Raw genomic sequence first — 24,948 nt, forward strand, 5'->3', positions numbered from 1 at the left:
GACCGCCGCGTCGGCTGCGAGGGGCTCCTGAGCTGCCTGTCTTTCAACGGCAACAAGATCATTACCACGGGCGGCGGAGGCATGGTGCTTACCCGCGGTGCCGTTGACTGTGGCGACGGCGTGAGGCACGCCGGCATAGGCCGCCACCTCGCGCTCGAAGCGATCGACGAACGGCCCGACGGAGGAGACCCAGTTGGTGTCGAGGCATTCCTTGAGGTACTTCCACTCGTTGCCGGCCAGATGCGGCACCGCATTGGGGATCACGCGCCGGGGGGGGATCACGCGCCGGGGCGTGCTCACTGCGGCCGTCCTGCCCGTTCCCGCCATTCGTGATACCACGCGAAGGTCTCGCCGACACCGGTTTCCAGCGAGACCTGGGGGGAGAAGCCGGTCAGCGCCCGCAAACGGCTCAGGTCGGGGCAGCGGCGCGCAACCGAGCCCGCCGGCGCCGGCAGGCGCTCGAGCACCGGCGCGATGTGCGCCATCTTCAGCACCAGACGCGCCAGGTCCTCCACGCGCGTCTCCTCGGTGTCGTTGCCGATGTTGACGATCTGCCCCCACGCCGTCTGGGCCGCCATGAGCCGCAGCATGGCCTCGACCGCATCGGACACGTGGCAGAACGCTCGGCGCTGGTCGGCGCCGTAAACCCGAAAGGGATCCTCACGGCGGAGCGCACGGAGCGACAGCTCCGGGATGACGTGATCGACGCCCATCCGAGGACCGTAGACGTTGTGAAAGCGGCCGATCACTGCGTGAAGCCCGCGGGCGTGCGCCGTGTGAATCACGGCCGCCTCGCCGAGGATCTTGCTCGCGGCGTAGGCGAAGCGCGGCGCGCGGATGTCTTCGATCGTCAGGGGCACGTCCTCGCCCGTCGGTACCGGCACCGTGCCGGCCGAGACGCCGCCCGCGTAGGTCTCGCTGGTCGAAGCGAAGAAGAGAGCGCCCGACTCGGGTCCCAGCCAGTCGAGGAGGTGCATGAGGGCCAGCGTGTTGGTGCGCACGACCCGGGCCGGGTCTGTCTCGACATTGCGCACGCCCACCACGGCCGCCAGCATGAAGACGTGATCCCACGCCCTCGGCAGCTCCGCAAGCGCGTCCGGGCGCGTCAGGTCCGCTTGAACGAGCGTGACGCTCGATCGGGCGCACAGCGTCTCGATCTCCGGGTCGCGCCGGCCGCGCGAGAGGTCGTCCACCAGGGTCAGCGTGTAGCCGTCGTTCGCGAGACGCGCCGCCAGGTGGTAGCCGATGAAGCCCGCCCCGCCGAGGATGAGCGCCCTAGGCATAGCCGATCCCCGCGTAGCGCACCCCGGCCCCGCGAACCGTCTCCTCATCGAGCATGCGCCAGCAGTCGTAGAGGAGGGCCGGCCGGCGCAGGCCCGGCAGGAGCCGCCCGAGGTCGAGTTTGGCGTACTCCGGATGGTTCGTGATGACGAGCACGGCGTCGGCGCCGTCGAAGGCGGCCTCGGGGGTCACCGGCTCAGCGCCGAGTCCCCGGATCACGTCGGGGGCGACGAGGTAGTCATGCCCTCGAAGCTCGAGTCCCGCCACTCTCAAGAGCGGGAGCATGGAAACGATCGGCGTCCCGCGCATGTCGTCGGTCGGCGGCCAGCCCTTGTAGGCCCAGCCGAGCACGGACAGCCGGGCACCCTCCGCCCGCCCGCGCATCTCGCGGATCATGGCGATCAGCCGCTCGGCCACGTGAACCGGCAGGTGCTCGTTGAGCCCGCGCGCCTGGCCGACGAGCCATGGCGTGTAGCCGACCTCGCGCAAGGCACTCTGGAGGATGTAGGGGTCCTTGGACAGGCACGCGCCGCCGACGAAGCCCGGCTTGGCCAGGTCGGGGCGCGGGTACTCGAAATTGGCTGCGCGGATCACCTCGAGCGGGTCGAGGCCCCAGCGCTCGGCCATCAGCGCGACCTCGTTGCCGTACGAGTAGATGAGGTCGGTGTGACAGTTGTTCGCGAGCTTGACGAGCTCGGCTGCCTCGAGCGAGGAGACGGTGACGACCCGACGGGTGACGCGGCGGAAGAGCGCCGCCGCGGCCTCCGCGCTCTCGGGGTCGAGGCCGCCCACCACCTGAGGCAGCTCTTCCAGCTCGCGAAGCGCCTGCCCCTGGATGGTCCGCTCGGGCGCGAAGGCCAGCCGCGCCCGCCCCCACCGCGTGACGAGCTCCGGCAGCACCACGGCCCGGCTCGCGCCGACGGGCACCGTGCTGCGAACGATCACGAGCGCGCCGGGCGCGCAGCGCAGGGCGACGTGCCCCGCGGCGGCGCGGAGGTTGGCAAGCTCGGGGGCGTGGGTGTCGGGGTTGACGGGCGTGGAGACACAGATGATGGCCGCGTCCACGCCGCCCTCGGGCAAGGCCGGCCCGACGTGGAGCCGGTCGCCCAGGAAGGCACGAAGACCCTCCTCGAGCCCCGGCTCGAAGAGATGCGGCCGACCCTTTCCGAGCGCGTCGAGGACGGCGGGAGACGTGTCCACGCCGTGGACGGTGAAGCCCTTGCGCGCCAGCGTCACCGCCAGCGTCAGGCCCACATACCCCAGCCCAACCACGCCGACGCTGTTCATGGTTAGTCGAGCAGCCCCTCGGCGACGTCGCGGTTGGCCTTCTCGAGGTCGTGGACCCGCCCGACGTCGAGCCAGTACTCGCGGATCAGATGGGCCGCCACGACGCGCCCGCGGTCGACCAGCGTCCGGATCATGTCCGTGGCGTCGAAGTACTCCCCTGCCGGAATCAGCTCGATCGCGCCCGGATCGAGCAGGTAGATCCCGGCGTTGACCGGAAACTCCTTGCGCGGCTTCTCCTCCACGCGGGTGACGCGCCCGTCGTGGAGCGTGAACTCGCCATAGGGGATGTCCACCTGGTGGATCGACACGCCCACGGTCATCGCGGCGGTCTCGTGGCCCCGGTGGAAGTCCCACATCGCGCGGAAGTCGCACTTGGTCAGGATGTCGGCGTTGACGACGAAGAAGGGGGCGTCGAGGCGGTCCCGCAGGAGCGTCAGCGCCCCCATGGTCCCGAGCGGCTTGGGCTCGAGCGCGTAGTCGATGCGCACGCCCAAGCGGCTGCCGTCGCCCAGGCGCTCCCGGATCATCTCCGACTTGTGGTGGAGCGCGATCGTGATGTCGCCGATGCCCGACTGGCGCAGCCGCTCGATCATGATCTCGATCAACGGCCTGCCGCCCACGGCAATGAGCGGCTTGGGCGTTGACTCCGTCAGCGGCCGGAGTCGCCGGCCCTCGCCGCCCGCCATGATCACGGCCGGGGTCGGCAGAGGCGGCGGCACCAGGAGGTCCTCGAGCCGCAGCAGACCCACCACGCGCCGCTCGGCGTCGAGCAGCGGCAGGTGCCGCACGGACCGCGTGCGCATGAACTGGAGCGCCTCCGTGGCGGACAGGCCGGCCGGCCCCACCAGCGGAGCGCGGTTGACGACCTCGTCCACTTTGGCGTCGAGGGACGCGCCGCGAAGCATGGCCCGGCGGATGTCGCCGTCGGTGACGACTCCTGCCAGCCGGCCGTCGGCGTCAACCACGAGCACGATCTGCTTGCCGCTCCGGGTCATGGCCTCGAGGACGTCACGCAGGCTCGCGCCCAGGCCCAGGATGCAGCCGGCAAGATCGGCCATCAGGCGCCTCCCGTAGGGTCGGCGAAACGCTTCTGGACCAGGCGGGCATCGAGCGGGACGGTCCGCAGGACCTCGACGATGCGCGGGGCGGCGCGGCCGTCGCCATAGGGGTTCCCCGCCGCCCGCGCGATCGCGCGGAATGCGGGCGCCTGCGCCGCCTCGATGCCGCGCAGGATGTCCTCGCGCGAGGGCTTGACGTCGATCACGTTGCCGCCGCGGAGGCGGCCGCGCTGGCGAGCGCCGACGTTGACAACGGGCAGCCCGAAGGACGGCGCCTCGATGAGCCCGCTCGAGGAGTTGCCGATCATCAGGTCGGCGTGGCGGAGCAGCGAGAGGTAGAGGCGCTCGCCGAGGCTCCGCACGAGCCGGCAGCGCCGCGGGTGGCGCGCCGCGAATTCCTCGAGGCGCTCTATGATGAGCCGGCCCGACGTGTCGGCGTTCGGATAGGTGACGACGAGCGTGCCGTCGGTCTTCTCGAGCGCGGCCAGCAGCTCCTCGACGTGGGACGCCGTCTCGCGGTACTCGAGGGTCACGGGATGGAAGGTCACGAGGAGCCACGGGCCGTCGAGGGGCAGGTCGAGCTCGCGCGCCAGGGCGTCCCTCGACAGCGGCGCCGTGGTGGCGATCCTGTCGAGTCCCGGCGCGCCGACAGCGTGGATGCGCCAGGCCTCCTCGCTCATGTGCGCGATGCGGCGCGCGTGGACCTCGGCCGAGGCAAAGTGGAGATGGGCCAGCTTGGTGATCGCGTGGCGGATCTGGTTGTCCATCGCGCCTTCGGACACCTCGCCGCCGTGGATGTGGGCGACGGGGAGCGCGAAGGGCAAGGCCGCCACCGCTGCGGCCAGCATCTCGAAGCGGTCGCCGAGCACGACGACGAGGTTGGGGCGCTGACGGGCGAAGGCGCGCGCGAAGCCCTCGACCCCGCGCCCCGTCGAGGCGGCGATCGCCTCGGGTGAATCACCCGGTTCGAGCATGGGCACGCGCTCGGCAATGGGGACGCCGTCGGCCTCGATCTCGCCCACGGTCGAGCCGAACTCTGGAGCAAGGTGCATCCCGGCCGCGAAGAGGACCAGCTCGAGGTCGGACGCCCGGCGGATGCCGTCGAGCACCGGTCTCAGGTGGCCGTAGTCCGAGCGGCTGACCGTGACGACTCCGATGCGGCGCGTGCCGACCGTCATGGCTTGCCGACCGCTTCCCACGGAATCACCTCGTCGGCGGCGACGTCCCGAGTGAGGCGGCAGCCCAGGAGACGCGGCAGTTCGGCCGGGGAAATGCCCGTGCCGGGACGCTTGATCACGATATCGCCGGCCGCGAGGGACTCACCCGCCCTGAGGGCACGCGCCGCCACCAGGCTCTTGCGCGCCACGCGCCGCGTGTCGGCTTCGGAGGGCATCGGCCGCTTGACACCGTCGCCGATGGCAGATTCTACGTTGCGGATCGCCCGCACCATGGCCGCGAAGGTGGGCGGATCGAGGGAGGCACGGTGGTCGGGGCCCGTCAGGCTCGTGTCGAGCGTCAGGTGCTTCTCGATGATCTGCGCGCCGCGCGCGGCCGCGGCGACGGCGATCTCGATGCCGAGCGTGTGGTCGGAGAAGCCGATAGGGCAGCCGAGGCGGGCCGCCAGCGTGTCCATGGCGCGCAGGTTGGTCTCGGCGCCCGGCGCCGGATAGGCGGAGAGGCAGTGGAGGACGGCCAGCGGCGGATCGCCCGCCAAGCGAATGGCCGCCACCGCCTGCTCGACCTCCTCCAGGCTCGACATGCCGGTCGAGAGGATCATCGGACGGGCCTTCGCGGCCACGTGCCGCAAAAGCGGGAGATTGGTGATCTCACCCGAGGGAACCTTGAAGAGCGCCACGCCGAGCGCGTCGAGGACATCCGCGCTCTCCTCGTCGAAGGGCGCCGAGAAGAAGATGAGGCCGTGCTTGGCCGCGCGATCCTTGAGCTCGGCCAGGACCTCGAGGCTCAGCTCGAGGCGGGCCAGCATGTCGCGCTGGCTCTCGCCAGCGCCCGTCGTCTCGACCTGGTAGCCGGCCTTGGGCGCGCCACGGGTCAGCAACGCGTCCACGCGAAAGGTCTGGAACTTGACGGCATCGGCGCCGCACTCGGCCGCCGCGTCCACCAGACGCCGCGCCAGCGCCGGATCGCCGTTGTGGTTCACACCCGCCTCGGCCACGATGAAGACGGAGGCGCCCGGACCGATCCGCCGCTCGCCGATCGCGAAGGGACGGGCTCCGGCGCTCACCGCGCCGCCTCCTGCGCCCGCTCGCGGCGGATCTCGTCCACCGCGGCGAGGAGCCGGGCGCCGAGCCGGCCGTCCACCGGATGGACGTAGCGCGAAGAGAAGGCGCGCCCGCGCCTGACGAGATCAGCGCGCGCGGCGGGGTCGTCGAGCACCCGGCGGAGCGCGGCCGCGAGCCCCGCGGCGTCACCCAGGTCGACTCGGACCACAGCACCCGCGCTGACGTAAGGCAGCATGTATTCGCCCTCAAAATCCTTGCCCGGCGTCTGCACGGCCACCACCGGGCAGTCCATCGCCATGGCCTCGAGCCCGGCCATCGACGTAACCATGACCGCGGCGTCGGCACCGGCAAAAAGACGGTGGATGTCGTAGTCCTTGGTCAGGATGGCGTCGGCGCATCCCCACTCGCCCACTTGTTTCCTGAGCCGGGCGAGGTCCTCGTTCGGGTGGACCTTCACGACGACGTCCACCCCGCCGAGACTCCGCGCCGCGCCGTACATGGTCCGGTAGAGCGCCTCTCGCTCCTGGGCCGAGAAGAGCATCGAGACGTACTTCGAGACGAGCACGATCAGCGGCCGCTCGGGCAGAAGCCCAAAGTCGCGGCAGATCTCTTCACGCAGGCGCGCCGGCGGCACGAGCCGCGCCGCGTTCGAGCGCGGGTCGCCGACGGCCGAGACGCGGGCCGGGGCCACGCCTTCCTCCGTCACCAGAGCCTGGCGGAGATGCTCGCCGATGACGAGGATCCGATCGCCGACATCGAAGGCGTTGGTCCTGTCGCGCGAGAGGATGAGCGTGCCGGAACAGAGCACCGACGGGATGCCGCGCGCCCGCGCCACCAGAGCGGCGGCGCGCTCGGCGTAGCGCCGGTCGCTGGTGATGACGACCGCCTCCGGCTGCAGGGCGTCGAAGGCCCGGAAGGCCGCTTCCTGGTGCAGCAGCGCTGTGAGCAGGCTCTGCTCGACCGCCGAGCGCAGGAAGGGGCGCAGCACGGGCAGAAGCGACACGCCGTGCCACTCGAGCCGAGCGGCCAGGCCAGGGTCGCTCTCGATGCGCCGCCATGCCCGCCTGAGGACGGGCCGGTAGCGGCGCACAAGGGTCGCCGCCTCGTCCCGAGGCAGGTAGTCCATGGCAAAACCCGCAGGCACCCCGGCGCGGGCCAGCCCCTCGACACGCGCTTCGAGCTCCGGATCGTCGTTGGAGCTTGCCACGACGCACGCCTTCGCCCCCGCCGCCCGCACGGCTTCCACGAGGGGATCGACGACGAAGTGGTGCCTGCTGCGGCAGGTGATGAAGAGGAGACGGCGGCCTTCTCCCCCCGCGAACGCCGGCGCACCGCGGCGTGGCTGGTCGAGCAGGGCGCGGAGACGCAGGCGTTCCTCGCGAGGGAAGAGCGCGGCGTACGCGCGCGCGAACGCCCATGGCAGGGGGCTCCGCGCCGCGACGCCCACCGGGATGTCGCGCCCGCGCGCGAGCAATCGCGCCAGCCGCTCGGGCACCGAGGCGCCGCTCAGCAACCGGATCGCCTCCGGCTTGACCTCGTCCAAGACCTGTTCGAGCACGCCCACGCGCTCCATGACCTCGAGGCGGAGCAAAAGCGCCTTCGAGACCGTCAGGAGGTCGGGCAGCCAGATGCCGCGGTAGCGCAGTGCAGGCTCGCGGTCGGAGTCCGGCCACCAGCCGGCGACGAGGCGCCGCGTCCCCTGCGCGAGCGCGCGGGAGTCGACCTTGAAGGACTCGTCGTCGTAGTATCGGACCGTGGACCCCGCCGGGAGCGCCGCCGCGTCCACGAGCTGGCGCGCCGTCAGCACCGACACCTCGTGCTCCCGCGAGAGCCGTGCGGCGGCCCGCGCCACCGCGGCACGGTAGCGACGCACGTACCATGCGTAGAGCCGCCGCACCCACGGCCGTCGGAACTCGCCGATGCTGCGCGTGGCCTCGGTGACGAGGAGGACGCGGCTCATGTGCGGGCCCCGGCCGGTTTGGCCGGCACGCCCATCACCGTAGCGCCCGGCGTGACGTCATGGGTCACGACGGCGCCGGCCGCCACGGTCGCTCCTGCGCCCACGGTGATCCCCGGAAGCAGCACGGCACCCGCGCCGATAAAGACGCCGGCCTCGACGATGACGGTGCCCGACAGGACAGCGCCCGGCGAGATATAGGCGTGGTCGCCGATCCGGCACTCGTGCTCGATCACAACACCGCTGTAGATGACCGCGTTGTCGCCGACCACGACGTGGGCGCCGAGCACGCCGCCGGGAAACACCACGCTGCCTTCGCCGATCGCGCTCGAGCGCGAGACGACGGCGCGGGGATGGACCAGGCTGGGCGCTTCGATGCCGGCCGATTTGAGGAGGGCGAAGAGGGTGGCCCGCTGAGTGAGCGCGGTGTTGCCCACTCCCACGATGGCCCCGTCGATCTTTCCGGCGCGCGCGAGCGCCGCCACATCCTTGTCCACGCCCAGCACGCCGGGGCCCTTCGACCGGTCGGTGAAGCCCGCCACCGTCCAGCCGCACTCGGCCGCGAGGTCGGCGACGGCCCGCCCGTGCCCGCCCGCGCCCAGGATCAGCAGCCGCCCGGCCATGGTCCCTTCACCGCCGACCGGGCGGAATAGGCGCGCGCCCCTCCCGCAGCAGCAGCTCGGCCAGGAGAAAGTCCCACTCGGTGTCGATGTTGACCGAGGCCTCGAAGCCCTGGACCACGCCGCGGTTGTCCTCGCCGAGGACGTGCCCGTGGTCCATCAGCATCGCGTAGCGGGTGACATACACGGCGCCCGACGGCTGGTACACGGGCGGGGCATCCTGACGCCGGACATACTTGTGCCCGTCGGGAAAAAGAGCGACCGTTCGATCGCCGTCGAGCGTCTTCATGAAGAACGGATGGTACGAAGCCTCGCACAGCGTCTGTGCCGAGTCCGAGCCCGTCTCGATGACCTTCCGGATCGTCTCGTCGATCTCGACGCCGGCGCGGAACGGCGACGTGGGCTGGAGCGTCACGATGAGGTCGGGCCTTGCTTTCGCGGCGGACTCGAGCCACCGCACCGCGTGCTGGAGCACCGGCACCATGCCGGCCTGATCCGAGGCGAGCTCGGCCGGTCTCATGAATGGCACCTCACCGCCGTGGCGCCTCGCTTCCTCGGCAATCTCTGGGCTGTCCGTCGAGACGATCACGCGCGTGAGCAGCTTGGATTCGCGGGCCGAGGCGATGGCCTGGCCGATCAGCGAGAGCGCACCGAGCGTGCGCAAATTCTTTCCCGGCAGGCCCTTGGAGCCGCCGCGCGCGGGAATGACGCCGAAGGCGTACGGCGCCCGCGCCATCCGCTACACCGTGACCCAGCGGCGCTCGGCCGCGGACTTCCGGGCGGCCTCGATGACGCGCATCGTCTTGAGCCCGTCCCAGCCGTCACAGACCGGCTTGGTTTCTCCGCGCATACACGCGATGAAGTGCTTCGCTTCCTCCACGTACATATCGTTGAGCTGGCCGCCGGACGGGTAGACCTCCCAGCGGTTGGCTGTGGGGTCGAACAGCCGGATGTCGTTCTCGAGGCGCCGCCACTGGATGACGCCTTGCTCACCCATCAGCTCGAAGTGGCTATGGACGTTCCAGGCGAAGAGATTCATGTGGATGCTGCCGATCGCACCCGAAGCGAAGCGCACCGTGAGATCGGCGAGGTCGTCCGTCGCGATCTCGAGACTCGAGATATGATCCACGACGGCGCTCACCTCCGTGATCTCGCCGCACAGCCACCGCATGTAATCGATGGCATGGCTCTCGTCGAGAAGGCAGCCGCCGCCCTGCTTGGCGTCGGCCATGTAGAACGTCCGGTAGTCGGCGCCGGGATAGCGGGTGCTCAGGTGATAGGCGTACTCGGTACGTGCCGCTCGCAGCGCTCCGATCCGCCCCGCCTTGAGCATTTTCTCCACCAGCTGCATGGGCGGCCAGTAGCGCCAATTGTACGCGGTGAGAACCCGCAGGCCCTTGTCGTCGCACTCACGAAGCAGCGTTTCCACGCCGGCGGCGGACTGCGTCAGCGGCTTCTCGATCATCAGATGCGCGCTTCGGTCCACCCCCATGCGGGCGATGGCCAGGTGGGAGTCGGGCGGCGTGCAGATCACCACGCCCTGCGCGCCGTCGAGAGCTGCCTCGAGCGTCGGCGTGACAGAGGCGAAAGGGAACTGGCGAGCGGCCGAGTCCCGCTGGGCCGGCGCGGCATCGTACGCCGTCAGCTCGTCCACGCCGATAGCTCGGAAGTTCTGCAGGTGCCGGCGGCCGATGGATCCGAGCCCAACGATGGCGAGTTTCACTGTTCCCCCTTGCGCGACGTGATGGGCAGGCCCACCTCGCGGACGGCGGAGCCGTGCCGCTTGTTCCAGTCGGCCTCGTACTCGGCGATGTGCCGTAGGTCACGCAGCACCATGAGCTCCCGGAGCCCGTACAGCTCCACGGCGTTGAACTTCTTGCAGATGACCGCGGTCACCCGCGTGGCATCGCCGAGATCGAGGATGAAGGCTTCGAGGTCTCCGCCGTATTGCTCGAGAATCCGCTGCTTGTAGGTGTAGTACCACTCGGTGCCCGGATAGGGCGTCACGAAGAACGGCTTGACCTGAAGCCCGAGGCGGTCCCAAGCCTTGACATTGTCGTAGATGCTGTCGAAATCCTCGTCCGGGAATCCGAACATCTGGTTCGGGATCGGCCGGATCCCGGCGTCGATCGTCCACAGGAGGGACCGCTCGTTCGTCTCGGGCGTGGCACCCTTGCCAATCGTCTTCATCACCCGCTGCGAGAAGCTCTCGTAGCCGTAGAGCAGGTGCGAGCAGCCGGCCTGCTTGAGCGTGGTCAGGAGCTCGCGGTTCACGAGCGTGGCGTGGCTCGTCCCGCCCCAGTGGACCCCGGAGCACTTCTCAGGGTCGTGTGGCACGCCGTCCCGGACACACTGCGGCTGGAGGCCCTCCTCGATCCACAGCCGCGCGATGTCCGTCAGCCACTTCTTCCCGGAGAACTGGTGCATGGTCATCAGGTTCTCGTCCAGAAAACTGATGAAGTCCACGCCGAAGCGCTCGCGGACGTACTTGACGAGGTTCACGACGTAGCGCGGGTCGTGGTACCGGATCTTGCGGTCGTACGTGAACTTGACGTCACGCTCACCCGCGGCGTTCTCCTCGATGGTCATGTCGCCGGAGATGCCCAGGTGGAAGCAGAAGCGGCAGATGAGCGAGCAGCCGTAACTGGCGTTGATGTCGAGCCGGCGGCGCGCCAGCATCCCTTCCTCGGAGAAAAGGGCCATGCTGTTCTTGAAGTAGATGTCGAGTGGAAAGAGATCCCAGGCCGGATACGGCAGCTGGTCGATGTCCGGCATGAGCGGTTGCTCGGGATTGAGGTGGCTCCGTCCCGACGGGTCGCGCCAGATGAGCCCCTTGACGGCTGCCCAGTCGGGGCTGCCCGCATTCACACGCTTGAGCAACTCGAGGAAGGAGATGAAGGCTTCGCCCACCACCCCCACGTCTACCCACGGCAGGAAGCGCATCATGTCGTGCGGCATGCTCGTGAGGACGCCGCCGCCAAGAACGACGAGCGACCCGGGCGCCGCCTCCTTGGCCGCCCGCACGATGTGCTTGATACCCGCGTACGCCGTGGTGATCCCGCCCACCGCGATCACATCCCACCGATCGGCCTTGAGGATCTGGGTCAGCACGACATCGGACGCCCGCCAGGCGTTCGCGTCGTAGACCTGCACCTGATGGCCGTCCCGCACGGCGAGGCTCGCGAGGAGGGCCATGCCGTACGGCACGTGCCGCGGCTCGTCCTCCTCGCGCACCAACGGATTGACGAAGAGCACCTTAGCCATGCTGTCCCCTCACGCGAGCGCCCCGACGGAGGCGGCGCGCCGTGTCCACTCGTTCGCCGGCGCGTCGCCCCGCAACGGCAGGTCATTCGTGTCGAGGCGCGGCAGCTCGAGCGGCCCGCGCAGGTTCGTCGCGAGATCGACCCGGGTTGTCAGCCCGAGCGCGCAGCCGGCACCGGGCAGGAGGCTGAGCGTGTCGGCGTTGTAGGCGCCGAACGGATAGCACATGACCCAGTCGGCCGGTGGCCCGCCGTGCACCCGGGCCAGAAACGCCGCCGTCCGCGCGATCTCGGCGGCCTGGTCGGCGCGCTCGAGAGAATCGAGCCAGACGTGGTCGGCGCCATGCCCGCCCACCTCCATGCCGAAGCGGACCATGGTCCGAAGCTGGGAGAGATCCATGTAGAGCTCCTGCGCCACCGTGTCCTCGTCGGCGCCGGCGTACTCATCGAAGAGTCGGCCGGTGAGGGCGGCGCGCACGGGTTCGGGCAGACCACGCTGCAGCACCCGCTTGATGAAGGTGATCTCAGGGCCGTCGAAGCGCGAGGTTCGAGCGTACTGAGAGTAGAGCGCGTCGCCGGCCGGCAGCGGCCACTCCCCTCGGTAGTCTTCGAGCATGTCCAGGATCCGGCGGGCTACCTTGCCGTGATCCGGGGCCTCCGCCAGGACGATCTGGATCTTGTGGGTGTCCAGTACCCGGCGCTCCTCGACCGCCGAGACCGGCGCGTAGAAGCTGCCGGAGAGCCCGCGCTCCACGAGACGGGGGAGCACCACGGTGAAGTGGTCGAGGAAACCGTCGTCAAACGTCAGCAGGCACGCATTGGGCGGCAGACGGCGCTCGCCGCGCGCGGCCGCGAGCACGTCGCGCGTGCCGCAGACGCGGTAGTGCCGGGTGATGTAGTCGAGCTGGCCGTCGAACTCTTCGATCGAGCGCACCTTGAGGCCTGGATAGCGCGTGCGCGCGCCGTCGCGAACGTAGTGGTACATCACGATGCTGAGCGCGCTCACCGTGAGAAGACCCCGAGGAAGGCGGAGCTCCACACGAGGCTCGCGGGCGTGCGCTCGAAGACCTCCATGGCGGCCGCCAGGCGGTTGTAGAACCGCGGAGCGATAGCCTCGAAGGTGGGCGGCAGCGGATGCGGATGCACCGCCATGAAGGCGGGCGAAGAAAACCCATGCGACGCTGCGGCCATCGCCAGCTCGTGCGGGGAGTGTTGGCGCCGGGGCCGGGCGAAGGACGGCACGGCCGCGGGCGCGGCCGGCCGGCCGGCCTCGCCGGCATCCTCTGCCAGAGCCTCGCCGAGCTCGTCCACGGCCTCGCGCAGACGGGCCACGAACTCTTTCAGGCGGTCGTGGCCGCCGGCGTCGAAGGCAAAACCCCGGAGCTCGGCCAACAAAGCACCCGCGGCGCCGCCCTCGATCTCGCGTTGGGTATAGTCGTTCAGGCTCGCCAAGTTGAAGAGCCGATTCCGGCAGGACACAACGAGCACACCGCCAGGCCGCAACAGCCGGGCTGCCTCCCGGAAGAACTCGCCGTCACTATCGAGGTACTCGACGAGGCCGATGGCCGTGACGGCGTCGGCGCCGCCCGCCGGCAGCCCGCTCGCGAGCGCATCGCCTTCACGCAGGTGGAGACGGCGCAGCACCGCCTCGGACAGCGTCCGCCGCCGCCCTTCGGCCTCCTCGATCATTCCGCCCGCGATATCCACGCCCGTCACCTCGAAGCCCAGGCCGGCCGCGTGGGCGCAGAGCTCCCCGCCCCCACAGCCCATGTCCACAAGCTGCCCGCGCCGTGAGCCGAGTCGTTCGACCACTGCCTCCATGGTCAGGCGCAGGCGCTGGACGCCCACCGGGTAGGCGCGAGGGTGGCGACCGTCATCGTAGGCGCGGCGCAGCCATTGGCGCGCGTGCTCCGAGAAGTACTCCCGGACGTAGGCCAGCTCGCTCACGATCGCCCGTCCACCCCGGCGAGAAACTCGTCGAAGGGCGCGAACTCGACCCCGTCGCCGAAGAGGATCCCGCCCTCGGTGCAGTTGAACGTCTCGCAGTCGGCCTCACGGGCTGTCGCGAGAAAGACATCGCGGAACCAGAGATAGGCCGGGTCGCAGAACCACGTTTCGCCCACGTAGGGGTTCAGCACGTGCGTGTATGCCTCCGCGAACCGGCTGCCAAGGAGCTGGACCAGCTCCGGGTAGTACTGGGTCTTCTCGTAAGCCGTGCCGGGAGCGTAGCCAAAGTCCATCCCCACGAGCCCGATGCGCCGCTTGCCCAGCACCGCGTGAGTCAGCACCCACGCGGCGGTGCCGACATTGCCGCCACCGTTGAGGCACGGCAGGCCGTTCATCTCCCAGAGGCGGCGCGAGAGACTGCCGGGCTTGTCATAGTCGTCGTACATCGGGTTCCACCAGTACAGCTCCATGCGCGCCTGCTCGCAGCGCTCGACCACCGCGGGCGCCGCCGAGGTCGCTGCGGCGACCTTGATCTTGGGCCCGTAGGTGTCCACGAGCCCGACCAGGGCCCGGTTGGCCGCCAACTCGTCCGCGTGGTGGACCGGGTCCATCTCCTGGCGACGGAAATAGTCGTCGACCGGAGCCGCCTGGAGCCCCGGGGCGCCGAACCAGCGGACGATGCGATCGGGATGCGGGTCCACGCTCACCACGACATGCGGCACGACCCCGGCGCGCAGACATGCGCCAAGCGCGCCGTCTGCGGCAACGATGGTGCCCGCGAAGCCCGAGGCGCGCAGCCGCTCCAGACTCCGGCGGCGATGGAGGCTCGGGCCCGCGCCCACGACGATGGCGGCGTCCCCCGCCCCGAGCGGGGTCTCGACGAGATCGAGGACGGAGCGCACGATGCGTGAGTGGTTGCGCTCGGCATTGGCGAGCCCGACGCCCGCCACGCGCTCGAACGTCGCCGCCTCAAGCGCGCCGGCTATCTTTCGTCCCAACTCCATCCGTCTTCGCCTTGTCGTCGCCCTTCTCGGGAGTTGCTCGGCTCGCCGTCCTCGTGGTCGCCTCGCCTGCGGCAGCGGCTCCCCCTGCGGGCTGCGCCTCACCCTTCTCGGGAGTTGCTCGGCTCGCTGTCCTCGTGGTCGCCTCGCCTGCGGCAGCGGCTCCCCCTGCGGGCTGCGCCTCACCCTTCTCGGGAGTTGCTCGGCTCGCCTGCGGCTGCGCCTCACCCTGCCACATCAGACTCTTCTTGCTCACGAAGCAGATGCTGCCGCCGAGGCGCGAGAGCGCCTTCTTCTCGAACTCGTCCGTCGAGTCCGCGGCGTCCGCCTTGTCCTCGATCGTGGCGTCCACCTTGTAGTTGCCCTTGAGGAACTCCGGCATGCTCAGCTCCTTCTGGCGGCGCGCCGACCCTCGCCATTCGAGGCGGGAGTTGCCAGACGCCGCAGCGTGAGGAACTTCTGGGGCGGGATGCCCATGCGCGCCAGCTCGGCGAGGTGCCGCTCCGGTCTCTCGAACGTGGCGACGACGATCCCATCGACGTCGGTCCCGGGCAGCTCAGAGACCGGCCGGACGGGAAATCCCAGGAAATGGCCGCCCCCGCCGTCGGCGAAGATCCCGACGGGCTCGAGCCCGAACTCTTTGAGCGTCAGATACGCCAGCTCGGCCGCCTCCCCCGTGCCGCAGAGGGCGATGCGCTTCATGCCGTTCTGGGCCAGCTGCCCCATGGCGCCGCGCAGGTTGTCGCGGGTACGCCGGTAGAGCTGAAGCGAGTGCCCCATGTACTCGTAGGTGAGGCGGGCCTTCTCGGCGACACCCTTGGGCGTCAGCATGTAGCGCAGGCGCTTGCGAGCGAGAGGCTTGGTGCGAAAATCGCGGACCTTGATGAAGCCCTTGCCGGCCAGCCTCTTCAGGTACAGGTTGGTCAGCCCGAGCGCCACCCCCAGGCGCTGGGCCAGGACGCGCTGGGTCAGCGGCGTGCCCTCCTCGATGGCGGTGAGGATCTCCAGTTCCCGCTCGACCTGACGCTGGATGGCCATGGCGTTCAATATATGAACATAGGGGGCCCGCCCGAGTCAAACGGCTAGTCATCCCCCCTGAGGAAGGCAAGGAACCTGCGGGGGTCCACGAGCTCCCGGGCATAGCGGAGATTCCCGGCCGTCCCGGTATGGGTCAGCCACAGCACCCCCGCATACGCGAGGAGAGCGGCCGCCATCCCCCCGGCCAGGGCCGCCGGCTCAGGGCCACCGGCGGCCACCAGGCCAGCCCGGGTCCCCTCGTTGAGGGCTACGAGTACGGCGAAGCCGGCCAGATAGGTCACGGTCACCCGCTGGAAGCCGATGCCTGCCAGCTGGCGCGTCCATCGGATGAAGACCCAGCAGGGAAAGACCACCAGGAGCAGGCGCACAGCCGCGGCCCCTGTGCCGCCCCAGATCGGGACCAGCAGGATCATGGCCCCGAGATAGACGGCCAGGCGCAGCAGGACCACCGGGACGAAGCGGGCGTGCTGATCCATGGCGTAGATGACGAACTGGTAGGGGTTGAAGGCCGTCTGGGCCAACGCAGCCAGGACGAGGACCATCAGCGGTAGGACGGCGGGAAGGAATCGCTCGCCGTAGAGGACCGTGACGATGGGCTCGCGCAGGGCCCAGAGCCCGAAGGCCGCCGGCACTGCGATGAAGAGCAGCCTGTCCATGGCCGAGGCGAAGACGCGTCGGATCTCGGCGGCAGCCTCCGCGCCCGGCGTGGCGAAGAGGCGCGACAAGCGCGAGAGAAGAAGCTGGAAGGGGTAGGCGTTGAGGGTCCCGAGGACCTCCCAGAGCGTCCGCGCCACCTGATAGTACCCCGCGGCCGTCAGACCCGCCCAGCGCGCGACGAGGACGCGATCGAGAGAGTCCTGGAGCATCCCGATGGGGCTCGTGATGAGCAGCGGACGCGCGTAGCGCCAGTAGGAGGCGAGGGTCTCGCGGTCGGGGCGGCGCACGGCCACGCCGCGGCGGACGACGAGGATATAGGCGCCCACGACGATCTCCGTCGAGCCCTCGACCAGCAGGGCGGCCGCCACCCATCGGATGTCCGGCGCCCAGACGAGCACCGCCACCGTGACGGCGAAGCGCAGCGCCTTGCCCGCCACCTGGGTCGCGCCGTGCGCGACGGCCCACTCGCGCCCGACGAAGGCGATGCTCAGGCTGGTGGAGAGGTTCGTCAGGAGCTGGGCGGCGAGGACGAAGAGGACCACCGTCAGCGGCACGCCGGCCGGAATCACCAGCGAGCCCCAGCGCGCCACCGCCAGCACGATGACGAGGGCCGTACCCTGGATGGCCAGCTGAAGCGCGGCCATGGTCCCGACGCAGCGGCCAAGGTCACCGCCTTCCGCCACGCGCTTCTGGTGAGCCTGGCCGAACCCGGGAAGCAGGAGGGCGGTCAGCGTCCCCACCAGGCCCATGCTGAAGCCCAGGATGCCGAGCGCGTCCGGCCCGAGCCGCCGGGCGATGAGGATGGTGGTGAGGAAGCCGAAGCCGCTGGCGGCCCAGGTGCCGGCGAACAGAACCAGGGACTTCCTGCCGAGATTCCCCTGCGGGCCCACGGTGTTCAATAGATGAACATAGAGCCCGGGAACGGGTCAAGGTCATTCGGCGGCGCTCTCCTTGGGCACGACGCGAGGCCGTGATAGGCTTCTTGGCCGATGGGCTTGAGAAACCTCGCGAAAAGGATCCTGGGCGTGGAGCGCCGCCCCGCCTATTACCTGCCGTGGCTGACCAGGCCGCACCTGCAGTGCGCCCTGGTGCTGAGCAATGTCGAATCCCGCTTCAAGATCGGCTACAACCGCGGCACCTTTCCGGTCTCCGCCGTCCAGTACGACGCCCGCGGCGCCGTGGCCAAGCGATACTCCGTGACGCTGCCGGACGCGGTCGAGGCGGTCGAGCTGCCGCTCGAGCCCGCGGCCGGAGACTGCGGCTTCGTGACGGTCAGCGGGGAGCGCATCAACTCGGATCTCTACGTCACGCTCTCCGATGGGGAGGCGTACACGGCGACCCACGGCAGGGGCGAGTTCGTCGAGCGCTACGCCCTGCGGGGGCGCCTGCTGCTGGCGGTGGTCGGCGGGCTCCTGGCGCTGGTGGACCGCGCGATCCCGGCCTTCGTGCGGCACCAGTACGCCTACGTGGGCCCCGACAGCCGCTCGCACCTGCTGATCATGAACCTCTCCAACGCGACGAACCGGGTGCGCGTCGTGGCCGGCCGCGACGGGCGCGCCCTGGGCGCGCGGCTGCTGCGGCTTCCGCCGATGGGGTCGACGCTGCTCGATATTGGGACCCTCTGTCCGGCGGCGGACAGCTCGACAGTCGTGTGGCGGCTCAAGCTCGAGGGGGCAGCCTGGTTCAACCTCTACGTGGTGGGCGCCGGCTCTCGGAATCTCGAGGGGCCGCTGTCGCTGATGCATGTCAAGTAGCCCCTCGGCGCTCCTGTCGGCGACCTTCTACGAGCCGGGCTACGAGCACCTGGTCGAGCTCGTGCACCAGCGCGACCCGGAGGGGCGGCGACGGCTCCTGTCGCTCGACCTCTCCGCCTTCGGCGCCGACGGCAAGCTCTTGCTCGAGCATCCGGTGGAGACCCGTGACGAGACGCTGGACCTGGGCGCGCTCCTCGCCCACACGGCGCGCCAGCACGGCCGGGTGATGGCGGTCTTCGACGCGCGGTACGACGAGGGCGCCTTCCCGTACCGGCCGCACCACTACGCCTACGTCCACCGGAAAGGCTCCGCGACACCGGCCCTCTACTACGCCGTCAGCGCGGCGCTCGGCGGCGTGCCCGACCGGATCGGGGACATGTCGCGGCTCAACAACTTCGACACCTACGTCTTCCGCCGCGGCCCGCACGCAGCGCGGTACTCGGTGATGCTGGGCAATCTCGGGCGCTTCGCTTCCACCGAGGCGCAGGTCTTCGTCTATTACGGGGCCGAGCGCGTCGAGCGGACGGTCGCCCTCGGGCCGCGCGCCCATGCCGAGGTGGCGCTCGCCCCCGAGCACGGCGGCCAGCGCCTGACCCGCGTCGAGACCAAGTCGTTGTTCCGCCTGGCCGGCTACGTCGTGGGCCGGCGGGAGCCCTCGGGCGACCTCGTGCTCTTCGACCACCTCTTCACCTTCTTCAAATGACGACTGGCTTCAAATGACGACTGGGACCGGGCCCGAGCCGCAGGACGTCGTCATTCTCTGCTACTGCACCATGCTGACCGTCGGGGAATTCCGCCGCGCCTGCGCGGCCGGCCGCTGGCCGCTCCCGGGCAAGGAGAACACGGGCAAGCTCTGCACCGGCTGCCTCGGCGATGTCCTCTACTGCCAAGAGCGCTTCGAGACGCGGACGGGCGCGCCCCTGAGTGTCACCTCATGAGCACCGGCGACACGCTCCAGCTCCGGGACGTGCCCTGCCCAGTCCGGAAGAGCTCCGATCACTGCGTCTGGTGCGCGGCGTTGGGCCGGTAGCCGCGTGAACCTCTACGACGATTTCCGTCCCGACGTGGCCGCCCTGCTCAAGGAGCAGGACGCGAAGCTGCCGGCGCCCGACCCCCGGGCACGGAGCGGCGACAGGCTGGGCGCGCTCGGCCGCCTCCGGAGCCTGGCCGCGCTCTACGCGCTCGGCGCGCAGGTCAAGACGGGGCTCCACCGGCGGCTCGTCTACACCAACCTGCGCCTGGACTGGTTCCAGGAGTTCCAGGACTACTGGATGGGCGAGCTCGGCAACCGTCCGATCCATCCGCACGACTTCTACTTCCTCTCGGGCGTGTACCGGCAGCGGGCCCAGACGCTCTACTTCGAGCACCTCGAACGCCCCGACCTCGCCTCCGACGACAAGCACCTCGACGCCTGGCGTGACTCGCGCATGGTCTCGTACCTGTTCCTGCACGCGTACCGGCTGGCTCTCTCCCCGCTCCGCGTGCACCCGTTCACGCGCTGGGTACCGCGGGGCGGGCGCGTGGCCGAGTACGGCTGCGGTGCCGCGCCCATCGTGACGTCGCTCGCCCGCTATTACGGTCACCTCGACCTTCGGCTGGTGGGCGCCGACATCCCGCACCTCCTCTTCCATTACGCGCGGTGGAAGTTCCGGGCGGACCGCTTCGTGACCATGGTGCCCATCCAGCCCAACGACGACGTGCCGCTGCCGGGCGAGTACGACACGATCTTCTGCCTCGAGACCTTCGAGCACCTGCCGCGCCCGATCGCCGCGGCCCAGCACCTCCACCGCGCGCTCACGCCGGGAGGCTGCCTCGTCTTCGACTATGTCCGCTCCGACGGCACGGGGCTCGACACGGCGGCGGCGCTCCGCGACCGCATCCCGGCGCTCGAGTTCATCCTGAAGCGCTTCGACATCGTCCAGGGCCGAGTGACCACGGACGGCGCCCACATCGAGCCCGCCGTGGCGCGGAAGCGCTAGCCCGGCACGCGCATGACGCGCCGGCCGCAGGTAGTGCTGGCCGCGCTCTGGCTCGCGATGTCCGCCGCGGCCGGGGTCTGGGTGGCGATCGACCACCGGCCGCCCGAGTGGGACCACGCCAACCACCTCGAGCGCGCGTTGGACTGCTACCGCAGCCTGCGGATCGTCAGCGACTCGGGCGTGCGCGAGATCCTCGAGGCCTCCTCCTTCTACCCGCCGATCGCGACCTGCGCGGCGGGCCTGCTCTACCTCCTGTTCCCGATCGCCCCGCTCACCGCGCAGGTGGTGATGATGGGCTTCCTCGGTCTGGCGCTGGCCTGCCTCTACGGCATCGGGCGCCGGCTGGCCGATGCCGAAACGGGTCTCTGGGCCGCGTTCTTGCTCGCCACGGCGCCCTTCGTCGTCTTCTCGCTCACCAACTTCCAGCTCGACCTGCCGCTGGCCGCCATGGTGGCGCTGGCGCTGTACTCGCTCGTGCGCGCGGAGAACTTCTCCGAGCCGCGCTGGGTGCTGGGGTTCGGCGCTGCGCTCGGGTTCGGCATGCTGACCAAGCCGCCCTTCGCGATTTACGTGGCGGCGCCCTTGGCGTGGAGCCTGTGGCGCGCGCTCCGCTCGACCGATCGGCGCCGGCGCCTCGCATGGGCGGCGGCGTCCCTTGCCGTCGGTGGTCTGCTGGCCCTGCCCTGGTACGGACCGCGGCTCTTCGGGCTGCCCATGCAGATCCTCAACCGCTCCTTCAAACAGGCCGCCGAGCAGCAGAACCCCGAGCCGCTGACGGCGACGGCGCTGCTGTATTATCCGCGGACCCTGCCGACCCAGCTGGGCGTCCTGGCAGCGCTCCTGCTCCTCTGGGGGCTCTGGGCGCTCAGAAGGAATCGAGCCGCGCGGCCGATCCTGTGGCTCGCCACGCTGGGCCCCTTCATCGTCTTCTCCCTGATCCAGAACAAGAACCTCCGCTACACGCTGCCTATCCTTCCGGCCGCCGCCCTGGTGGCGGCCGTGGGCCTGCGTTCCCTGCCGGCCATGGCTCGTCGATGGGCAGGCGCAGCGGTAGTGGCCCTTGCCGCCATGCAGGTTTCGATGGCGCTCTTCCAGGTGCCGACACCGCCAACGCTGCCCGGCATGATCCTACCGATGGCGCTGGGCCGGGCGCCGAGCCGAGCCGACTGGCAGCACGACAGAATCCTCGCCGACCTCGGGCGCGCCAGTGGCGGCCGACCCGTGACGGTCGCCGTGATTCCCAACGACAACTTCTTCTCCGTGTCCAACTTTCGCTACGAAGTCGTCCGCCGCGGCCTGCCCTACCGGATGACACGGGCATGGAGCGACGCCCCGCTCGGAGTGGACTTCGTCGTCCTCAAGAGCCGAGACCAGGGGCCGGCCTATGCGGCAGCCCGGCCCGAGCGACTGACCCGTGCCTTCGCCGGCGGCGATCCCTACTGGGTCTCGGCCTTCCCCGTGGTGGGTGAGTACCCCCTGCCCGATGGCAGCACCGGGATCCTGCGCGCCCGACGCATCCCACCGCTGGCAGGAGCGACGCCGACCGTCGTGGCCGCCCGTCTCACGCGCGATCCGGAGCGCCTGCTTGCCGAGAACCTGCGCGAGGCCTTGGGCCTTCGGCTCGCCCTCGACTACGGGGAACGGGAGATCCTGCGCGGCAGCGTGAAGCGCGCGGTGCTCACGGCCGACTCGGTATTGATTGGTGAGTTCAACCGGCCCCGCCGCGCACCCCTGCGTGTGCGCGATGTCAGGCTCGAAGTCGACGGCCTCCTCCTCAATCCACAGCGCCTCATGGGAGAGGACCGGCTCGAGATCCTGGATATCGAGGGTCTACGCGTGAGCCGGCTCACGGTGACGGAACAAGATCTGGACATGTTCCTGCGCGGGCAGCCGGTGGGCCGGGGCATGACCATTGCGCTCCGCGACGGGACGGCGGAGGTGCTGGTAGCAGGTCTTGGCCCGGCGCTCCAGGCGCGCATCCGCTTCGGCCCCGCCGACCGGGACCGGCCCTTCACCCTGATCGTGGAGCGGGTCAGCATCGGGGGCATTCGTATGCCCGGGTTTCTCGTGGACTGGATCATGCGGCACTTCGACCCGACCCCGGCGCTCAGGCGCCTGCCGATTCCGGTGACGCTCGCCCCTGTGCGCATCCTGCGGGGACACATCGAGATCGGCGAAAAGTAAGAAGCCCCGGCAATGCCGGGGCTTCTTGAACCTCAGAGCGGCGACAGCGGCCTATGAGGTCAGCTTGACCTTGTCGCCCACGAGGGTGACGAGCCGCACGGCCGCCAGCACCTTGATCACCACCCACGAAGGATCGAACTCCAAGCGCCGCACGCTGAACTTCGGGCTCGATGGGTAGGCGTGGTGGTTGTTGTGCAGGCTCTCGCCGCCGGTGAGCCAGGCGAGCAGCCGGATATTGGTGGCGGAGTTGCCCAGGAAGTTCCTCCGCCCCCACCAGTGACCGAGCCCGTTGATCGAGGGCGCCAGCACGAAGACGTAGAGGACGAGGTGGGCGGCGACCACGAAGATGCCCCACGCGGGACCGAGGACCAGCATCGCCAGGATCAGTCCGAGGATGCCGCCAAGCGTTCCCTTGGAGAAGATCCGGCGGTCCCACCAGTCCTCGCGGATGTCCTTCGCCCAGCGCGCCAGCGTCTCCGCGTTCCGCGCCTCGCGGATGTAATAGTAGACGTTGCCGAGCTGGATCTTCCAGAAGCCGTGGACGAGCGGGCTGTGCGGGTCCTTCTCCGTGTCGGTGAAGGCGTGGTGCTTGCGGTGGACGGCGACCCACTGGCGACGATCCTGGCCGGTGGTGATCCACAGGATGATCCGGAAGAAGAAGTCAGCGATCGGGTGCAGGGTCAGCGCGCGATGCGCCAGACCCCGGTGGAGGTAGATCGACGTCGCGAGCACGGCGGCCTGGGTCACGACCACCGTTAGAGCTACTGCCAGCATCGCTTTCAGCACGAAGGGGCTCCTTTTGCAATGAGGTCAAGAGCCTGCGCTAGCTCATCATCTTTGGATCGAGGAGATCCCTGAGCCCGTCGCCAAGCAAGTTCAACCCTAGCACAGTCAAGGCTATTGCGGTACCCGGAAACACGGCGAACCAGGGGGACATGCCGAGGAAGGCCTGCGCCTCCCTGAGCATGAGCCCCCACGAAGGGTTCGGCGGCTGGGTGCCGAGTCCGAGATAGGACAGCGCCGCTTCGGCCAGGATGGCGACCGGGAAGCTGATGGACGCCTGGACGATCAGCGGAGCGAGCGTGTTCGGCAGGATGTGGCGCCCGATGACGGCGGCATCTCCCGCCCCCAGCGCGCGGGCGGCAAGGACGAACTCCCGGTCTCTCAGCTCGAGGAAGGCGGCGCGCGTCAATCGCGCGAAGATGGGCAGGAAGCTGACACCGATGGCGACCATGGTGATGGCGAGCCCCGGCTTGAACACGGCCGCGATGAGCAGGGCCGACAGGATGGCGGGGAAGCCCTGGACCGCGTCCATGAGCCGCATGAAGACCTCGTCGAGCCAGCCGCCGAAGTAGCCGGAGAGCATACCCAGGAATGCGCCCAGCCCCACGCCGATGCCGACGGCGATGACGCCCACCAGGATGGCCGTGACCGCTCCCACCATGATCCGCGAGAGGAGGTCGCGGCCGAACTGGTCCGTGCCGAGCGGATGCGCCTCCGAAGGGCCCTGGAGCCGCGCCTCCATGGACATCTCGAGCGGGTCGCGCGGCGTGTAGCCCAGGCTCAGCGCCGCCGTGAGCAGCAGCAGCGCCGTGATGGAAAGGCCCATCGTGAACGTCACGTGCCTCAGCGCGCGCCGCCACGGGCGACGGACCCTCACCCCTGCCCTCTCGCTTCCAGGGAGAGGGAGCCTCTCCGATCCCCTCTCCCCTGTGGGGAGAGGGTCAGGCTGAGGGGCTTCATTCATAGCGAATGCGGGGGTCCAGGACCCCGTACAGCAGGTCAACCGTGGCGTTGATCACGACGATTGCCGAGGCGACGAAGAGGACGACGCCTTGGACCACCGGCAGGTCGCGCGCGCTGATGGCGCCCAGGGCCAGCCGGCCCAGCCCCGGCAGATAGAACACGGACTCCAGGATGATGCTGCCCGCCATGAGCTGGCCCAGCTGCACGCCGGCCACGGTCAGGATGGGGATCATGGCGTTCTTGAGCGCGTGGCGGAAGATCACGGCGCCCTCGGCGACGCCCTTGGCGCGCGCCGTCTTGACGTACTCCTCGCGGAGCACCTCCAAGAGCGCGGACCGGGTGGTGCGGGCGAGGACGGCGAACTGGAAAAGCCCGAGCGCCACGGCCGGCAGGAGGAGCGACTTGAGCGCGTGGCCCACGCCCTGTCCCCAGCCGTCGAAGCCGCCTGCGTGGAACCAGCCGAGCTTCACCGAGAAGAGCAGGATCAGCAGGAGCCCCGCCCAGAAGCCCGGCACGGCGATGCCGAGCTGGGAGAGCGTCATCGCGGCGTAGTCACCCCAGCGGCGATGGCGCGTGGCGGCGAAGACGCCGAGGGGAATGGCGGCCGCGACCATGAGCGCCGCCGCCATCAGGGTGAGCGGCAGCGTCACCGAGAGGCGCGACACGATGAGTCCGGCCACGGGGACGTCGTACTGGATCGAGCGGCCGAGGTCGCCCAGAACGGCCCGGCCCGCCCACTCCGCGTACTGGACCGGCACGGGCCGGTTGAGGCCGAGGCCCTCGCGAAGCTTTGCGACGGCGTCCGGGCTGGCCTCGATGCCCAGCATGATCAGCGCGGGGTCGCCCGGCAGCACGCGCACGACCATGAAGACCAGCAGCGACACGAAGAGGAGGGTGAGCAGCATCGCGGCCACCCTCCTCAGGACGTAGCGGCGCAAC

Annotated in this window: 24 protein-coding genes and 1 pseudogene; 5 read left to right on the forward strand and 20 right to left on the reverse strand. The window is 69.9% G+C overall.

Annotated elements, in window-relative coordinates:
- Window positions 1–93: 93 nt before the first annotated feature.
- The 17 genes and pseudogenes from Q7W02_16840 to Q7W02_16920 form a co-directional block, all read right to left on the reverse strand.
- Window positions 94–264: pseudogene (locus Q7W02_16840) on the reverse strand (DegT/DnrJ/EryC1/StrS family aminotransferase).
- Between the two features lie 32 nt (window positions 265–296).
- Window positions 297–1,283 carry an NAD-dependent epimerase/dehydratase family protein gene (locus Q7W02_16845; protein ID MDO8477826.1) on the reverse strand — a complete coding sequence of 329 codons (987 nt, stop codon included), beginning with the start codon at window positions 1,281–1,283 and terminating at the stop codon, window positions 297–299.
- Window positions 1,276–2,568: a nucleotide sugar dehydrogenase gene (locus tag Q7W02_16850; protein ID MDO8477827.1), complete on the reverse strand. Its 1,293-nt coding sequence runs from the start codon at window positions 2,566–2,568 to the stop codon at window positions 1,276–1,278. The genes Q7W02_16845 and Q7W02_16850 overlap by 8 nt, the downstream gene beginning before the upstream one ends.
- A gap of 2 nt (window positions 2,569–2,570) precedes the next feature.
- Entirely contained in the window at window positions 2,571–3,626 is a 1,056-nt protein-coding gene (locus Q7W02_16855) for a nucleotidyltransferase family protein (GenBank protein ID MDO8477828.1), read from the reverse strand.
- A complete protein-coding gene (gene neuC / locus Q7W02_16860; protein ID MDO8477829.1) occupies window positions 3,626–4,804 on the reverse strand; it encodes a UDP-N-acetylglucosamine 2-epimerase in 1,179 nt (392 codons plus the stop codon). The genes Q7W02_16855 and neuC overlap by 1 nt, the downstream gene beginning before the upstream one ends.
- Window positions 4,801–5,868 (reverse strand): N-acetylneuraminate synthase, encoded by a 1,068-nt coding sequence (neuB, locus tag Q7W02_16865; protein MDO8477830.1) that lies wholly within the window; start codon window positions 5,866–5,868, stop codon window positions 4,801–4,803. The genes neuC and neuB overlap by 4 nt, the downstream gene beginning before the upstream one ends.
- Window positions 5,865–7,826, reverse strand: a complete 1,962-nt coding sequence (locus tag Q7W02_16870; GenBank protein ID MDO8477831.1) for a hypothetical protein — start codon at window positions 7,824–7,826, stop codon at window positions 5,865–5,867. Before Q7W02_16870 ends, neuB begins: the two co-directional genes overlap by 4 nt.
- Window positions 7,823–8,446, reverse strand: coding sequence for a NeuD/PglB/VioB family sugar acetyltransferase (locus Q7W02_16875; GenBank protein ID MDO8477832.1), 624 nt, complete (start codon window positions 8,444–8,446; stop codon window positions 7,823–7,825). Before Q7W02_16875 ends, Q7W02_16870 begins: the two co-directional genes overlap by 4 nt.
- 7 nt (window positions 8,447–8,453) lie before the next feature.
- The gene (locus Q7W02_16880; GenBank protein ID MDO8477833.1) at window positions 8,454–9,179 is read right to left on the reverse strand and encodes an acylneuraminate cytidylyltransferase family protein; all 726 of its coding nucleotides are present in this window, start codon (window positions 9,177–9,179) and stop codon (window positions 8,454–8,456) included.
- A gap of 3 nt (window positions 9,180–9,182) precedes the next feature.
- Window positions 9,183–10,166, reverse strand: a complete 984-nt coding sequence (locus tag Q7W02_16885) for a Gfo/Idh/MocA family oxidoreductase (GenBank protein MDO8477834.1) — start codon at window positions 10,164–10,166, stop codon at window positions 9,183–9,185.
- Entirely contained in the window at window positions 10,163–11,707 is a 1,545-nt protein-coding gene (locus Q7W02_16890; GenBank protein ID MDO8477835.1) for a radical SAM protein, read from the reverse strand. Before Q7W02_16890 ends, Q7W02_16885 begins: the two co-directional genes overlap by 4 nt.
- 9 nt (window positions 11,708–11,716) lie before the next feature.
- Window positions 11,717–12,709: a polysaccharide deacetylase family protein gene (locus Q7W02_16895; protein MDO8477836.1), complete on the reverse strand. Its 993-nt coding sequence runs from the start codon at window positions 12,707–12,709 to the stop codon at window positions 11,717–11,719.
- The gene (locus Q7W02_16900; GenBank protein ID MDO8477837.1) at window positions 12,706–13,650 is read right to left on the reverse strand and encodes a class I SAM-dependent methyltransferase; all 945 of its coding nucleotides are present in this window, start codon (window positions 13,648–13,650) and stop codon (window positions 12,706–12,708) included. The genes Q7W02_16895 and Q7W02_16900 overlap by 4 nt, the downstream gene beginning before the upstream one ends.
- The gene (locus tag Q7W02_16905; GenBank protein MDO8477838.1) at window positions 13,647–14,648 is read right to left on the reverse strand and encodes a DUF115 domain-containing protein; all 1,002 of its coding nucleotides are present in this window, start codon (window positions 14,646–14,648) and stop codon (window positions 13,647–13,649) included. Before Q7W02_16905 ends, Q7W02_16900 begins: the two co-directional genes overlap by 4 nt.
- Complete coding sequence (locus Q7W02_16910) at window positions 14,620–15,033, reverse strand: hypothetical protein (protein MDO8477839.1); 414 nt, start codon at window positions 15,031–15,033, stop codon at window positions 14,620–14,622. Before Q7W02_16910 ends, Q7W02_16905 begins: the two co-directional genes overlap by 29 nt.
- 2 nt (window positions 15,034–15,035) lie before the next feature.
- Entirely contained in the window at window positions 15,036–15,689 is a 654-nt protein-coding gene (locus Q7W02_16915; protein MDO8477840.1) for a winged helix-turn-helix transcriptional regulator, read from the reverse strand.
- Between the two features lie 44 nt (window positions 15,690–15,733).
- Complete coding sequence (locus Q7W02_16920; GenBank protein ID MDO8477841.1) at window positions 15,734–17,236, reverse strand: oligosaccharide flippase family protein; 1,503 nt, start codon at window positions 17,234–17,236, stop codon at window positions 15,734–15,736.
- A 135-nt stretch (window positions 17,237–17,371) separates the two neighbouring features.
- Between Q7W02_16920 and Q7W02_16925 the strand changes: the two genes are divergently transcribed.
- The 5 genes from Q7W02_16925 (at window position 17,372) to Q7W02_16945 (ending at window position 22,263) form a co-directional block, all read left to right on the forward strand.
- Window positions 17,372–18,100 carry a hypothetical protein gene (locus tag Q7W02_16925; protein ID MDO8477842.1) on the forward strand — a complete coding sequence of 243 codons (729 nt, stop codon included), beginning with the start codon at window positions 17,372–17,374 and terminating at the stop codon, window positions 18,098–18,100.
- Window positions 18,090–18,803: a hypothetical protein gene (locus Q7W02_16930; protein ID MDO8477843.1), complete on the forward strand. Its 714-nt coding sequence runs from the start codon at window positions 18,090–18,092 to the stop codon at window positions 18,801–18,803. The genes Q7W02_16925 and Q7W02_16930 overlap by 11 nt, the downstream gene beginning before the upstream one ends.
- 13 nt (window positions 18,804–18,816) lie before the next feature.
- Window positions 18,817–19,038 carry a hypothetical protein gene (locus tag Q7W02_16935; GenBank protein MDO8477844.1) on the forward strand — a complete coding sequence of 74 codons (222 nt, stop codon included), beginning with the start codon at window positions 18,817–18,819 and terminating at the stop codon, window positions 19,036–19,038.
- A 96-nt stretch (window positions 19,039–19,134) separates the two neighbouring features.
- The gene (locus tag Q7W02_16940; protein MDO8477845.1) at window positions 19,135–20,079 is read left to right on the forward strand and encodes a class I SAM-dependent methyltransferase; all 945 of its coding nucleotides are present in this window, start codon (window positions 19,135–19,137) and stop codon (window positions 20,077–20,079) included.
- 12 nt (window positions 20,080–20,091) lie between these two features.
- Entirely contained in the window at window positions 20,092–22,263 is a 2,172-nt protein-coding gene (locus tag Q7W02_16945; GenBank protein MDO8477846.1) for a glycosyltransferase family 39 protein, read from the forward strand.
- A gap of 51 nt (window positions 22,264–22,314) precedes the next feature.
- On the opposite strand, the gene Q7W02_16950 is transcribed toward Q7W02_16945, so the two are convergent.
- The 3 genes from Q7W02_16950 to Q7W02_16960 all read right to left on the reverse strand — a co-directional run bounded on the left by Q7W02_16950 (window position 22,315) and on the right by Q7W02_16960 (window position 24,947).
- On the reverse strand, window positions 22,315–23,049 hold the full coding sequence (locus Q7W02_16950; protein ID MDO8477847.1) for a fatty acid desaturase: 735 nt from the start codon (window positions 23,047–23,049) through the stop codon (window positions 22,315–22,317).
- Between the two features lie 37 nt (window positions 23,050–23,086).
- Window positions 23,087–23,923 (reverse strand): ABC transporter permease, encoded by an 837-nt coding sequence (locus tag Q7W02_16955; GenBank protein ID MDO8477848.1) that lies wholly within the window; start codon window positions 23,921–23,923, stop codon window positions 23,087–23,089.
- Between the two features lie 79 nt (window positions 23,924–24,002).
- Entirely contained in the window at window positions 24,003–24,947 is a 945-nt protein-coding gene (locus tag Q7W02_16960) for an ABC transporter permease (GenBank protein ID MDO8477849.1), read from the reverse strand.
- Window position 24,948 lies beyond the last annotated feature (1 nt).

The sequence above is a fragment of the Candidatus Rokuibacteriota bacterium genome (genome assembly GCA_030647435.1).
GTDB lineage: Bacteria > Methylomirabilota > Methylomirabilia > Rokubacteriales > CSP1-6 > AR37.